We start from the raw sequence: 12,655 nt of genomic DNA on the forward strand, positions 1-12,655 counted from the left end.
TTCCGGCGGTTCCAACCTTACCAGCTTCATTTCCGTTCCGTTTCCGGTCCGAATTTGATTCCGGCGGCCTGTTGGAGGGCCTTTGCCTTTCGGCGTGTCCACTACGTTAGCCGATTTCCTTGGTGGCTCATAATCGAGCCGATGGGGCGAATTGCGGCATGCCGAATTCGCACCCGCCAGGGTGACTCGTAGGTAGTGGTTGGCCGCTTCGAGAAGCTCGGGTCCGGTTCGATGAACCGTCCCCACAAACAGCTTTCGTTCAAGCGGCTCGGACTACATTAGGGGCCTCCCGGGGGCGAGTCAAGTCGCTCGGCGGCGTGGCGCGTGGGCCCGGTACTGACTCACCGTCGGGTCGCCGTCGATCCAGAAGCGCCAGGGCTGGTGCGCGCCGTCGCCGCCCACTCCGGTGCGTGGACCACTGCGTACCTGGTCGCGGGGTGGAGGGGTGCCGTGGAGCAGGTACAGGGGGGCCGGCGGGCCCGCGACCACGTCGTCGCCGTTGAGTGTGCGGTCCACGCCCAGGGCCGTGGCCATGCGCGCCGGGCCTTTGGCCAGTTCCCCGTCGTGGCGGGCCGAGAGCCGGCGCTTCCGAGCCCACTCCGCGCCGGCCTCGATCGCGCCGGCTCTCAGCAGGACACCGCTCGCCACGCCTTCCGGGCCGCACACCAGGTTGAGGCAGTGCCACATGCCGTACGTGAAGTAGACGTAGGCATGGCCGGGCGGGCCGAACATGACGTCGTTGCGTGCGGTGCGGCCCCGGAAGGCGTGGGAGACCGGGTCGATCTCACCCGCGTACGCCTCCACCTCGGTGAGCCGTACCTCGATAGGGCCGTTTTCGGTGGTGCGGACGAGCGTGCGACCCAGCAGGTCGGGTGCCACGTCCAGTACGGGACGGTCGAAAAAGTCCCGTGTCAGCAGCGTGCGTTCCATGCCCTCGGTCATGGCGTCCGAGGGTACTGGGACCCGGGGTCCGGGAACCGACTACCGTCGTCACGCGTATGTAGGGGTCAGGACCAAGAAGGAGTAGACATGGGCTTCAAGAGGCTTCTCGCGAGCATGGGTGCCGGTGGCGCTTCGGTGGAGACCGAGCTGACCGAGCTGAACGTCGTCCCCGGTGGGGTCGTCCAGGGCGAGGTGCGGATCCAGGGCGGGTCCGTCGACCAGCAGATCGAGGGGCTCTCCGTCGGCCTCCAGGCACGGGTCGAGGTCGAGGGCCAGGACCAGGAGACGAAGCAGGACATCGAGTTCACCAAGCTGCGTCTGGGCGGGGCCTTCGAGGTCAAGGCCGGTGCCGTCCACGTCGTACCGTTCGGGCTCGAAATCCCGTGGGAGACGCCGATCACGATGTTCGGTGGGCAGCAGCTGCGCGGCATGAACATCGGTGTGACGACAGAGCTGGAGATCGCCCGCGCGATGGACTCCGGGGACCTGGACCCGATCAACGTGCACCCGCTGCCGGCGCAGCAGGCGATCCTGGACGCCTTCGGGCAGCTCGGTTTCGGCTTCCGCAGCGCGGACATGGAGCGTGGTCACATCCGCGGTACGCGTCAGCGCCTGCCGTTCTACCAGGAGATCGAGTTCGTCCCGCCGCAGCAGTACCGCGGGCTGAACCAGGTCGAGCTGACGTTCGTCGCGGACGACCGCGAGATGGACGTCGTGCTGGAGATGGACAAGAAGCCGGGGCTCTTCAGCGAGGGCAGCGACTCGTTCCGGTCGTTCAAGGTCGGTCACAACGACTTCCAGGGCACCGACTGGACGGCGTACCTCAACCAGTGGCTCGCGCAGGTCGGTGGACAGCGCAACTGGCTCTAGGGTCGATGGGAGACCTGCTGACAGCGCAGGAAAGTCGACTCAGGAGAGGTTCTGACGTGACGCAGTCGAACAGGGCACCGTTGCCGCACGACTTCCATCCCATGGTTCCCTCGTTCACCGTGGTGAGCGAGGACCTGGAGCCGGGGGCCGTGCTCGCGGACGCGCAGGTGCTCGCTGAGGGGAACACCTCTCCGCAGCTGCGGTGGGAGGGTTTCCCCGCGGAGACCGGGAGCTTCGCCGTGACGTGCTTCGATCCGGATGCCCCTACGGGCAGCGGATTCTGGCACTGGGTGCTCTTCGACATCCCGGCGTCGGTCACGGAACTGCCGGCCGGTGCGGGCAGCGGGAAGTTCGATGGTCTGCCCGCGGGCGCCGTCCATGTCCGTAACGACTACGGGTCGAAGGACTTCGGCGGGGCCGCGCCGCCGGCCGGGGAGAACCACCGCTATGTGTTCACCGTGTACGCGGTGGACAGCGAGAAGCTCGGTGTCGACAGTGACGTGTCGCCCGCTGTCGTCGGTTTCAATCTGCGGTTCCACACGCTGGGCCGCGCTCAGCTCGCCGGTGAGTACGAGGCTCCGGCGAGCTGAAGAGTTCCTCCGCTGTTTGCCCTGCCCTGGTCTTGGAGAGATCAGGGCAGGGCATTTTTTATTGCGTTGTCCATCACGGCCCGCCCAGCCAGAGTTGATCCGGGCCTGCCAGGCGGCGGGTGGCATACGGGAGGTGGGCGAGATGCGGGACACGCTGGTACTGAATGCGAGCTTCGAGCCGTTGTCGACGGTGACTCTCAACCGTGCGGTGGTGCTGATCCTGACGGACAAGGCTGTCGTCGAGCAGTCGCATCCCGACCTCCGTATGCGTGGTGCCGAGGTCGATATTCCGGTGCCGCGGGTGATCAGGCTCTGCCGGTACGTACGGGTGCCGTTCCGAAGACAGGCCCCGTGGTCCAGAAGGGGTGTGCTCATACGGGACCAACACAGGTGCGCGTACTGCGGGCGCAGGGCGAGCACCGTCGACCACGTGGTGCCGCGTGCGCAGGGGGGTCAGGACTCGTGGCTGAACACGGTGGCGTCGTGCGCCGAGGACAACCACCGCAAGGCGGCCAGGACGCCGGAGCAGGCGGGAATGCCGCTGCTGCGGCAGCCGTTCGTCCCGTCGCCCGCCGAGGCGATGCTGCTGGCGCTGGGGGCCGGTGACCGGTCGGCGCTGCCCGAGTGGCTGGACCGGTCTGCGGCGTAGTCCGGGTGGGCCCATTGACGTATCAGAAGCCCGTCTCCGTGGGGAGGCGGGCTTCCGTGCGTCAGCGGAGGAGCAGCTGGACGATGGCGGCCGTGCCCACCACGACGATGAAGGCGCGCAGAAAGGCGGGGCTGAGGCGGCGGCCGACCTTGGCGCCGATCTGGCCGCCGATGGCGGAGCCGACGGCGATGAGGACGACGGCCGTCCAGTCGAAGTCGGCGACGAACAGGAAGAAGAGCGCGGCGATGCTGTTGACGACTGCGGCGAGGACGTTCTTGACGGCGTTCAGGCGCTGCATGGTGTCGTCGAGCAGCATGCCCATCAGCGAGAGATAGATAATCCCCTGGGCTGCGGTGAAGTAGCCCCCGTAGACGCTGGCGAGGGTCAGGCCGGTGAAGAGGGCCGGTCCTCCGTCGGGGTGGGGGTGTGTGCCGTTGCGCTCGCGGCGGCGCTGGACCGCTTTGCTGATGCGGGGTTGCAGGATGACCAGCACGAGGGCGAGCGCGACCAGGACCGGGACGATCGTCTCGAACGCCGTTGAGGGCAGGGCCAGCAGGAGTGTGGCGCCGGCGAGGCCGCCGATGGCGGCGCCGACGCTGAGTTTCAGTACGCGGCGGCGCTGCCCCGCGAGCTCCTGGCGGTAGCCGATCGCGCCGCTGATGGAGCCGGGGATCAGGCCGAGGGCGTTGGAGACGGTGGCGGTCACGGGTGGCAGGCCCGTGGCGAGCAGGACGGGGAAGGTGATCAGTGTGCCCGAGCCGACGATCGTGTTGATCGTGCCCGCGCCGACACCCGCCGCGAAGATCGCGAGGATTTCCCAGATGGACAAGGCCATCTCCTTCGATGGTCAGTGATGCCTCCCCGCCATGAAGGTCGAGGGGCCGCACTGATCATGCACGAAGGTGGACCTCCGTCAGCCGACGGGGGGTTCCTCGCGGCGCTCCTTGCCGGAGTTGCCACCGTTGCCGCTGTTGCCCGTGTTGAAGCCCGGGGCGCCGCTGCCGAGGTTGCCGAAGGCTCCGCTGAGGCCCTTGAGGGCGTCGCCGATCTCGCTGGGCACGATCCAGAGCTTGTTGGCGTCGCCCTCGGCGATCTTCGGGAGCATCTGGAGGTACTGGTACGAGAGGAGCTTCTGGTCCGGGTCGCTGGCGTGGATGGCCTCGAACACCGTACGGATGGCCTGGGACTCGCCCTCGGCGCGCAGGGCGGATGCCTTGGCCTCACCCTCGGCACGCAGGATCGCGGACTGCTTCTCGCCTTCGGCGGTGAGGATCGCGGACTGCCTGATGCCCTCGGCCGTGAGGATCGCGGCGCGCTTGTCGCGGTCGGCGCGCATCTGCTTCTCCATCGAATCCTGGATGGAGGTGGGCGGCTCGATGGCCTTGAGCTCGACGCGGTTGACGCGGATGCCCCACTTGCCGGTGGCTTCGTCGAGGACACCGCGCAGCGCCGCGTTGATCTCCTCGCGGGAGGTGAGGGTCCGCTCCAGATCCATGCCGCCGATGATGTTGCGGAGGGTGGTGACGGTGAGCTGTTCGATCGCCTGGATGTAGCTGGCGACCTCGTAGGTCGCGGCGCGGGCGTCGGTCACCTGGTAGTAGATGACGGTGTCGATGTTGACGACCAGGTTGTCCTGGGTGATCACCGGCTGGGGCGGGAAGGGCACGACCTGTTCGCGGAGGTCGATCCGGTTACGGATGGAGTCGATGAACGGGACGACGATGTTCAGCCCGGCGTTGAGGGTGCGCGTGTAGCGGCCGAAGCGCTCGACGATGGCGGCACTGGCCTGCGGGATGACCTGGATCGTCTTGATCAGGGCGATGAAGACGAGCACCACCAGAATGATCAGGACGATGATGATCGGTTGCATCGTGTGCCTCGTGCCCTTCGGTTGCCGACGGATCGCGGTGATCTTGGTCGAGATCTCATGACTTTCGAATTCTCATGATGATCGACATCGAGTTTGTCAGAACTCCGGCTGCCGTGCGCGCAGTTCGCTCACATGACGACGGCTGTCGCTCCGTCGATGTCGACGACATCGACCTGTTGGCCGGGTTCGAAGGTCTGGTCGCTGTCGAGCGTACGGGCGGACCAGATCTCGCCGGCCAGCTTGATGCGCCCGCCGCTGCCGTCGACCCTTTCCAGCACGGTGGCCTGACGGCCCTTCAGGGCGTCGATGCCCGTCGCGTGCGGGGGGCGGTCGGCGCGGTGCCGGGCGGCGATCGGGCGCACCACGGCGATCAGCGCCACGGACACCCCGACGAAGACCAGCACTTGGGCCACGATGCCGCCGCCGAGGGCCGCGACGATCGCCGCGGCGACCGCCCCGACGGCGAACATTCCGAATTCGGGCATCGCTGTGAGGACGAGCGGGATGCCCAGTCCCACAGCTCCGATCAGCCACCACACCCACGCGTCGATTTCCACGTCGTCATCGTAGGACCGCGAGTGCCCTCGCCGACAGGGCGCGGGCGGACGACTGTTCGCGAAGGAGAGGCCCCAGGTGTCAGGAGAGCGGCAGGCCGTGAGCCGTGTAGCGGTCGCCGGTGTGCTCGACGACGAGCGGCAGGCCGAAGCAGAGGGAGAGGTTGCGGGAGCTGAGCTCGGTCTCCATGGGTCCTGCCGCGAGGACCTTGCCCTGGCGGATCATCAGGACGTGGGTGAAACCGGGCGCGATCTCCTCGACATGGTGGGTGACCATGATCATGGAGGGTGCGAAGGGGTCGCGCGCGAGTCTGCCGAGGCGGCGGACCAGGTCCTCACGGCCTCCGAGGTCGAGGCCCGCGGCGGGCTCGTCGAGGAGGAGGAGCTCCGGGTCGGTCATCATCGCGCGGGCGATCAGCGTGCGCTTGCGCTCGCCCTCGGAGAGGGTGCCGAACTTGCGCTCGAGGAACTCGGTCATGCCGAGCCGGTCGAGGAAGGCGCGGGCGCGGTCCTCGTCGACGGTGTCGTAGTTCTCGTGCCAGGTGGCGGTCATGCCGTACGCGGCGGTGAGGACCGTCTGCAGCACCGTCTGGCGCTTGGGCAGCTTCTCGGCCATGGCCACGCCCGCGATGCCGATGCGGGGGCGGAGGTCGAACACGTCGGTGCCGACGCCGCCGAGCTGCTCACCGAGGACCGTGGCGGTGCCGGTGCTGGGGAAGAGGTAACTGGACGCGATGTTGAGGAGGGTGGTCTTGCCGGCGCCGTTCGGTCCGAGGATGACCCAGCGCTCACCCTCCTTGACCGACCAGGAGACGTCTTCCACCAGAGCGCGTCCGTCGCGGACCACGGATACGTCCACCAGCTCCAGTACATCGCTCATGAGCGCGTTGTCTCCCCATGCAGTCTCGAGATCGTCGCGTGCCTGTAGGCACAGCTCCCAGGGGAAAACCTACGCCACCCCAAGAGCGCTTCAGGCGCTGGGCCGGTGTGATGACGGGCCGGGCGCGCATTCCCTAGGCTGTCGCCATGCTTTCGGAACCACGCTCAGGGCTCTTCGCTGCCTGGGGAAACGCGCTTGTGGCGGGACTCGTATCACCGGACGATGCGGCGCTCGCGATTGTCGGGGAGGACGCGGTGCACCGCGTGGAGGGGGTGCCCGGCGAGGCGAAACCGGTCGGGCTGACGCTGGCGCTCGGGCGGCTGCGGGCCCTGGGGGCGACCGGTTTCCGGGTCGCGCTGCCGGTGTCCGGGCATCCTCTGGGGCTCAGCGGGCCCCCGGAGTTCAACGCGCGGGCGCTGGAGGCGGAGGAGGCCGTGGTGGCTTCCGGGGTGCCGTACGGACTCGTGCCCGAGGTACGTGAGGTGGGGCCCGAGGGGGATCTGCACGTCGAGGTGGTGTGGCGCTGTCTGCCGGTACGGGAGGCGCCGCCGGCCGATGTGCCGTCGCTGAGCGAGGCGGAGCGGGAGCTCGCGGAGGCGTTGCGGGATGCGACGGCGGTGCTGGCGCGGCTGGACGTGGCCGGGTCGGGGCCGGTGGCCGAGGCCGCGGTGGACGCGTACCGGGCGCGGGCGGAGCGGGGGCGCGAGGTGCTGGCGCCTGGGTATCCGCCGCGGGCGGTGCGGGTGCTGGAGCTGGCTCAGCGGGTGGGGCTGCTGGTCTCGGTGGCGTACGAGAACGGGCCCGGCGGTGCGGTGACCGCCGCGGAGATCGCGGCGCGGGGTGAGGCGCTGAGGCCGGTGGAGCGGGTGGCCCGGCGGGCGCAGGTCGCGGCGTACAACGCGTATGTGGAGGAGAGCGAGCGGGGGCGCAGGCCCGGGATGTGAGAGTGCCGGGCGGGCCCGGGGAACGGGGCCCGCCCGGCGGTGCGACCGGGTCGGTCAGTGGTTCAGGCCGAAGTTGCCGAAGGCCGGGTTGAGCAGGCCGATCACGTTGACGGTGTTGCCCACCACGTTCACGGGGACGTGCACGGGGACCTGGACGACGTTGCCCGAGCCGACACCCGGGGAGTTGACGGCCGTGCCGTGGGCGCCCGCACCGTGACCGGTGGCGGAGGCAGCACCGGCACCGGCGGCGATGATTCCGCCGGCGATCATGGTGACGGCAGCGGCCTTCTTCAGGTTCTTCACTTCTTGCTCCTCCTGGAAACGCTGCGACCAGCCGCCGCAGCACGCCATGGAGAACGCCGTGGAGCCCCGCAGGATGCGCCGTGTGGGTGACATCCACCCGACAGTATGAATCTCGGTTCGGAGTGAGACGGTCCGCTTGAGGCGGCTCAGCCGGCCGCACCGTGTCTGACGGCCCACAACGCGGCCTGGGTGCGGTCCGCCAGGTCCAGCTTCATAAGGATGTTCGAGACGTGCGTCTTGACGGTCTTCTCCGAGAGGACCAGTGCCCGGGCGATCTCGCGGTTGGAGCGGCCGTCCGCGATCAGCCCGAGCACCTCGCGCTCCCGTTCGGTGAGGGTGCTCCCCCGGCCCGTGCCGCTGCCCACGTCGTCCTGGGCGAGGAGTGCCCCGGCGACCTCGGGCTGGAGCAGCACGTGGCCGGCGTGGACCGAGCGGATGGCTCCGGCCAGGGCGTCCGGGTCGACGTCCTTGTACACGTAGCCGGAGGCGCCGGCGCGCAGCGCTGGGACGACGGTCCGCTGTTCGGTGAAGCTGGTGACGATCAGTACCTTGGCCGGGTTGGCCAGCTCCCGGAGCTTGCGCAGGGCCTCGATGCCGTCCGTGCCGGGCATCTTGATGTCCATCAGGACGACGTCGGGGCGCAGTTCCTCGGTACGGGCGACGCCCTCGGCGCCGTCCGCGGCCTCTCCTACGACCTCTATGTCGTCCTGGACCTCCAGGAACGTCCGCAGCCCTCGGCGTACCACCTGGTGGTCGTCGACCAGCAGCACCTTGATGGTCTTGTCAGCCACAGGGCACCTCCATCTCGATCGTGGTGCCCTTTCCGGGCGCCGATTCGACGGTCAGCTTTCCGCCGACACTGCCGGCCCTGTGGCGCATGGACACGAGGCCGAGGTGGCGGCCCGCGTGACGGACGGCCGCGGCGTCGAAGCCGGTGCCGTCGTCGGTGATCCGCAGGACGGCCGCCGGACCGTTACGGACCAGGGTGACGGCGACGTGCTCGGCGCCGGAGTGGCGCAGGGCGTTGTGCAGGGCTTCCTGGGAGACCCGGAGCAGCGCTTCCTCCTGGGTGGCGGGCAGGGCCCGTACCCCCGCGCTCTCGAAGGTGACCCGGGCGGTGTGGGCTCGGTCCAGGACCTGGATCTGCGTACGGAGCGTGGCGACCAGGCCGTCCTCGTCGAGCGCGGCGGGGCGCAGCTCGACGACCGCGGCGCGCAGTTCGTCGACGGCTTCCGCGGCGAGGGCCGCGACCTGCTGGAGCTCGTCTTTGGCGCGGGCTGGGTCGCGGTCGACGAGGGCGGCGGCCGCCTGGGCGGTCAGCCGGAGCGAGAAGAGCTTCTGGCTGACCGCGTCGTGGAGCTCGTGGGCCAGCCGTGAGCGCTCCTCCGCGATGGTGAGCTCACGGCTTCGCTCGTAGAGCCGGGCGTTGGTGAGGGCGATCGCCGCGTGCTGGGCGAGGATCGACAAGAGCTCCTCGTCCTCGGCGGTGAAGCCACAGGTGCCGGCCGGTTTGGGGCAGCGCTTGTTGGCGAGGAAGAGCGCGCCGATGATCTCGTCGCCGTCGTGGATGGGCAGGCCGAGGAAGTCGGACATGTCGGGGTGCGCCTCGGGCCAGCCCTCGAAACGGGGGTCCTTGCGGACGTCCGCGAGCCGCTCGGGCTTCGCCTCGTGGAGCATCGCCGCGAGGATGCCGTGCTGCCTGGGCAGCGGGCCGATGGCCTTCCACTGTTCCTCGCTGACCCCGTCGACGACGAACTGGGCGAAGCCGCCGTGGTCGTCGGGGACGCCCAGGGCTGCGTATTCGGCGTCGAGCAGTTCACGGGCCGAGGCGACGATCGTCTTGAGGACGTCACGCATTTCGAGATGCCGGCTCATGGCGAGCAGCGCGGCACTCACCGCGGCGAGGCCCGACGGTGGGCGATGACTCATGGCCTCACCGTACCGGCGGGGTACGACAGCCGTATCGGGCTGTGGACGGCGGTGACCGGGGGCGCGGGGACTAGGACTTTCGGCGGGGAGCGGGGCGTGGTCGTAGGACCGGCGGGGCCTAGGCCGAAGTGCTGGGCGTGGGCGGGGCTCCTGGACGAGGCGCGGTGCGAGGGGGTGTTCCTACGTTGGTTTTACCGGGGGCCGCCCGGTGAACGCCGGCGTTTCGAGGGGACGGTTGTCATGCCGATCGCACTGATCACGGGAGCTTCCAGGGGGCTGGGGCGCGCGCTGGGTGCGGCGCTCGCGCAGCGGGGCTGGGATCTGGTGCTGGACGCCAGGACGGCCGGGGCGGTCGAGGAGGTGGCGCGGGAGCTGGGGCGTCGGAACGGGACCCGGGTGGTGGCCGTGCCCGGGGATGTCACGGACGCGGCGCACCGCGGGGCTCTGGTGGCCGCTGCCCGGGAGCTGGGCGGGCTTGATCTGGTGGTGAGCAATGCGAGCGCGCTGGGTGCCGAGCCGCTCGTACGGCTGGAGGCGCTCGCGCTGGACGGGCTGCGGCTGGCGCTGGAGACCAATGTGGTGGCGGCGCTGGGTCTGGTGCAGGAGTCGCTGCCTCTGCTGAGGGCCTCGGCGGCGGGGTCGGTGGTGATGGTGAGTTCGGACGCGGCGGCCGAGCCGTACGAGACCTGGGGCGGTTACGGGGCGTCGAAGGCGGCCCTGGACCAGCTGGCGGCGGTGCTGGGCGAGGAGGAGCCGGGGCTGCGGGTGTGGGCCGTGGACCCCGGGGACATGGCGACGGAGCTCTACGCGGCGGCGGTGCCCGGGGACGATGACCCCAGGCCGCTTGCGGAGAGTGTGGCTCCGGCGTTCCTGCGGCTGCTGGAGCGGCGGCCGGCGAGCGGCCGGTACACGGCGGCGGCGCTGTCGGCCCCTTCCGGGGGCGGGCGATGACCGCGCTGGAGGCGCTGCGGGTGCCCGAGGAGCTGTCGGCCCGGGTGCCGGCCGAGCAGCGGGGTGCGGGGCGTGACGACGTACGGCTGCTGGTGTCCCGGGGGAACGCGGTCTCGCACCACGCGTTCCGTGAGCTGCCCGAGCAGCTGCGGGCCGGTGACGTGCTGGTGGTCAATACGTCGATGACGCTGCCGGCCGCGGTGAACGGGCGGGTGGGCGGTGAGCGGGTGGTGGTGCACTTCTCGACCCGGGGCGAGGACGGGCGGTGGTCCGTGGAGCTGCGGCGGCCGGACGGTGCGGGGGCGACGCGCCCGCGACGCGGTGGACCGAAGGGGGCGCACGTACAGCTGCCCGGCGGGCACGCGCTCGTACTGGAGGAGCCGCTGGGGCCGCCCGCGGAGGCCCGGCTGTGGTGGGCGCGGGTGCCGTTCGGTGTTCCGGAGCTGCTGGAGCGGTACGGGCGTCCGATCCGGTACGGGTACACGGAGCGGGATCAGCCGCTGTCCGCGTATCAGACGGTGTTCGCCGTGCCCTCGCGCGACGGGAGGGGTTCGGCGGAGATGCCGAGCGCCGCGCGGCCGTTCACGGGGCCCCTGGTGGCCTCACTGGTGAGCCGAGGGGTGCAGTTCGCCCCGCTGGCGCTGCATACGGGGGTGGCATCGGCGGAGGCGCACGAGCCCCCGTACCCGGAGTGGTTCTCGGTACCGGGGGCGACGGCGTGGCTGGTGAACGCGGCGCGGGCGGGCGGCGGGCGGGTCATCGCGGTCGGGACGACCGCCGTGCGCGCCCTGGAGTCGTCGGCGGGGGCGGACGGGGCCGTACGGGCGGGCGAGGGCTGGACCGATCTCGTGGTGACGCCGCAGCGGGGTGTGCGTGCGGTTGACGGTCTGCTGACCGGGCTGCACGAGCCTGCGGCCTCGCATCTGCTGATGCTGGAGGCGATCGCGGGCCGGGAGGCGCTGCGGCGCGGATACGCGGAAGCGCTGCGGCACTCGTACCTCTGGCACGAGTTCGGCGACGTCCACCTCCTACTGCCCGATTCGGAGCCTCACGCTCCGCATTGCTGAAGCAACATCTCGTGAACTCGCACCGTGCCCCATGTGAGCCCGGGCATAGGACCCAGGTCACTTACGAAGTCCACTAGTGGACACAAAAGGGGCAACTGACCGGGAGCGAGTGGGGGCAAGACGGACAGAGCGGGCACCTGATCCACTACCTGGCTTCGTACGTCACACCTTTGCCAGGGCATTTTGCTGGAGCTAAGAATTGCGGTCGTCCCCGACGGAGATGCGCAGAGCAGCGCTTCCGTCTTCGTCCTCCGTGAGGACACCTGCTAGTCGAAGAGGTACGTCTGTATGTTCGCGTCCAGCACTTCCGGCCGTAGCCGTCGCCTGACCAAGATCCAGAAGTTCTCCGTCGCCGGAGTCTCCACCCTTGGTGCCGCTGCCCTCGCGTTCTCCCTCGTCCCGTCGGACGCGGAGGCCGAGACCAGCACCCAGGCCCTGTCCGCCGCCCCCGTCGTCTTCGCATCGGCTGCCGGTGCCCCGCAGGCCAAGACCGTTCAGGCCAGCATTATCGAGCAGCACTCCACCGCCGAGAGCCTGGTGAAGGCCGCCGACGCCGCCCGGGCCAAGGCCGCCGCCGCCAAGGCGAAGACCGCCGCCCAGGCGAAGGCGAAGGCCGAAGCCGTCGCCGACGCCAAGGCCAAGGAGGCCGCCGCCAAGAAGGCGAAGGCCAAGGCCGACGCCAAGAAGCGTGCCGACGAGGCCGCCAGCCGTAGCGTCGCCCGTAAGCCCGTCTACGCGAACAACCTGGACGGCTGGATCAAGGAAGCCCTCGCGATCATGAAGGACAAGGGCATCCCCGGCACGTACAACGGTCTGCACAAGAACATCATGCGTGAGTCCAGCGGCAACCCGCGTGCCATCAACAACTGGGACATCAACGCCATCAACGGTGTTCCGTCCAAGGGCCTGCTGCAGGTCATCAAGCCGACGTTCGACTTCTACCACGTCGCCGGCACGCCCAAGGACCAGTACGACCCGGTCGCCAACATCACGGCCGCGGCCAACTACGCCGCGGACAAGTACGGCTCGATCGACAACGTCAACAGCGCGTACTGACCGACCCCTGGTCGGACCCGACATGCGCCGGAGGGCGGCACCCCGTGCGG

15 protein-coding genes are annotated in these 12,655 nt (G+C 69.7%); 7 read left to right on the forward strand and 8 right to left on the reverse strand.

The window, feature by feature from the left end; translation table 11 throughout:
• Positions 1 to 300: 300 nt before the first annotated feature.
• Positions 301 to 942 carry a DNA-3-methyladenine glycosylase gene (locus tag ACWGO0_RS36725; RefSeq protein WP_453544759.1) on the reverse strand — a complete coding sequence of 214 codons (642 nt, stop codon included), beginning with the start codon at positions 940 to 942 and terminating at the stop codon, positions 301 to 303.
• Positions 943 to 1,029: 87 nt separating this feature from the next.
• Between ACWGO0_RS36725 and ACWGO0_RS36730 the strand changes: the two genes are divergently transcribed.
• From ACWGO0_RS36730 to ACWGO0_RS36740, 3 genes are all read left to right on the forward strand, one after another.
• A complete protein-coding gene (locus ACWGO0_RS36730) occupies positions 1,030 to 1,812 on the forward strand; it encodes a sporulation protein (protein ID WP_453544761.1) in 783 nt (260 codons plus the stop codon).
• Positions 1,813 to 1,868: 56 nt separating this feature from the next.
• Positions 1,869 to 2,402: a YbhB/YbcL family Raf kinase inhibitor-like protein gene (locus tag ACWGO0_RS36735; protein WP_453544763.1), complete on the forward strand. Its 534-nt coding sequence runs from the start codon at positions 1,869 to 1,871 to the stop codon at positions 2,400 to 2,402.
• Positions 2,403 to 2,544: 142 nt separating this feature from the next.
• Positions 2,545 to 3,051: an HNH endonuclease gene (locus tag ACWGO0_RS36740; RefSeq protein WP_453544765.1), complete on the forward strand. Its 507-nt coding sequence runs from the start codon at positions 2,545 to 2,547 to the stop codon at positions 3,049 to 3,051.
• 61 nt (positions 3,052 to 3,112) lie between these two features.
• On the opposite strand, the gene ACWGO0_RS36745 is transcribed toward ACWGO0_RS36740, so the two are convergent.
• From ACWGO0_RS36745 to ACWGO0_RS36760, 4 genes are all read right to left on the reverse strand, one after another.
• Positions 3,113 to 3,880 carry a sulfite exporter TauE/SafE family protein gene (locus ACWGO0_RS36745; RefSeq protein ID WP_453544767.1) on the reverse strand — a complete coding sequence of 256 codons (768 nt, stop codon included), beginning with the start codon at positions 3,878 to 3,880 and terminating at the stop codon, positions 3,113 to 3,115.
• Between the two features lie 84 nt (positions 3,881 to 3,964).
• On the reverse strand, positions 3,965 to 4,921 hold the full coding sequence (locus ACWGO0_RS36750) for an SPFH domain-containing protein (protein WP_453544769.1): 957 nt from the start codon (positions 4,919 to 4,921) through the stop codon (positions 3,965 to 3,967).
• A gap of 128 nt (positions 4,922 to 5,049) precedes the next feature.
• Positions 5,050 to 5,478: an NfeD family protein gene (locus ACWGO0_RS36755; RefSeq protein WP_453544771.1), complete on the reverse strand. Its 429-nt coding sequence runs from the start codon at positions 5,476 to 5,478 to the stop codon at positions 5,050 to 5,052.
• Between the two features lie 79 nt (positions 5,479 to 5,557).
• Positions 5,558 to 6,355: an ABC transporter ATP-binding protein gene (locus ACWGO0_RS36760; RefSeq protein WP_453544773.1), complete on the reverse strand. Its 798-nt coding sequence runs from the start codon at positions 6,353 to 6,355 to the stop codon at positions 5,558 to 5,560.
• Between the two features lie 146 nt (positions 6,356 to 6,501).
• Here ACWGO0_RS36760 and ACWGO0_RS36765 point away from each other — a divergent pair, with 146 nt between their 5' ends.
• A complete protein-coding gene (locus ACWGO0_RS36765; RefSeq protein WP_453544775.1) occupies positions 6,502 to 7,299 on the forward strand; it encodes a hypothetical protein in 798 nt (265 codons plus the stop codon).
• Between the two features lie 54 nt (positions 7,300 to 7,353).
• On the opposite strand, the gene ACWGO0_RS36770 is transcribed toward ACWGO0_RS36765, so the two are convergent.
• From ACWGO0_RS36770 to ACWGO0_RS36780, 3 genes are all read right to left on the reverse strand, one after another.
• Positions 7,354 to 7,602: a chaplin family protein gene (locus ACWGO0_RS36770; RefSeq protein WP_383795689.1), complete on the reverse strand. Its 249-nt coding sequence runs from the start codon at positions 7,600 to 7,602 to the stop codon at positions 7,354 to 7,356.
• Positions 7,603 to 7,748: 146 nt separating this feature from the next.
• The gene (locus ACWGO0_RS36775) at positions 7,749 to 8,393 is read right to left on the reverse strand and encodes a response regulator (protein WP_453544777.1); all 645 of its coding nucleotides are present in this window, start codon (positions 8,391 to 8,393) and stop codon (positions 7,749 to 7,751) included.
• Positions 8,386 to 9,531 carry a GAF domain-containing sensor histidine kinase gene (locus ACWGO0_RS36780; RefSeq protein WP_453544779.1) on the reverse strand — a complete coding sequence of 382 codons (1,146 nt, stop codon included), beginning with the start codon at positions 9,529 to 9,531 and terminating at the stop codon, positions 8,386 to 8,388. Before ACWGO0_RS36780 ends, ACWGO0_RS36775 begins: the two co-directional genes overlap by 8 nt.
• A 240-nt stretch (positions 9,532 to 9,771) precedes the next feature.
• Here ACWGO0_RS36780 and ACWGO0_RS36785 point away from each other — a divergent pair, with 240 nt between their 5' ends.
• The 3 genes from ACWGO0_RS36785 to ACWGO0_RS36795 all read left to right on the forward strand — a co-directional run bounded on the left by ACWGO0_RS36785 (position 9,772) and on the right by ACWGO0_RS36795 (position 12,605).
• Positions 9,772 to 10,482: an SDR family NAD(P)-dependent oxidoreductase gene (locus ACWGO0_RS36785; protein WP_453544781.1), complete on the forward strand. Its 711-nt coding sequence runs from the start codon at positions 9,772 to 9,774 to the stop codon at positions 10,480 to 10,482.
• The gene (locus ACWGO0_RS36790; RefSeq protein WP_453544783.1) at positions 10,479 to 11,549 is read left to right on the forward strand and encodes an S-adenosylmethionine:tRNA ribosyltransferase-isomerase; all 1,071 of its coding nucleotides are present in this window, start codon (positions 10,479 to 10,481) and stop codon (positions 11,547 to 11,549) included. The genes ACWGO0_RS36785 and ACWGO0_RS36790 overlap by 4 nt, the downstream gene beginning before the upstream one ends.
• A 288-nt stretch (positions 11,550 to 11,837) precedes the next feature.
• Positions 11,838 to 12,605 (forward strand): transglycosylase SLT domain-containing protein, encoded by a 768-nt coding sequence (locus ACWGO0_RS36795; RefSeq protein ID WP_453544785.1) that lies wholly within the window; start codon positions 11,838 to 11,840, stop codon positions 12,603 to 12,605.
• The last annotated feature ends 50 nt before the right edge of the window (positions 12,606 to 12,655 follow it).

It is taken from the genome of Streptomyces sp. NPDC055749, from assembly GCF_053617235.1.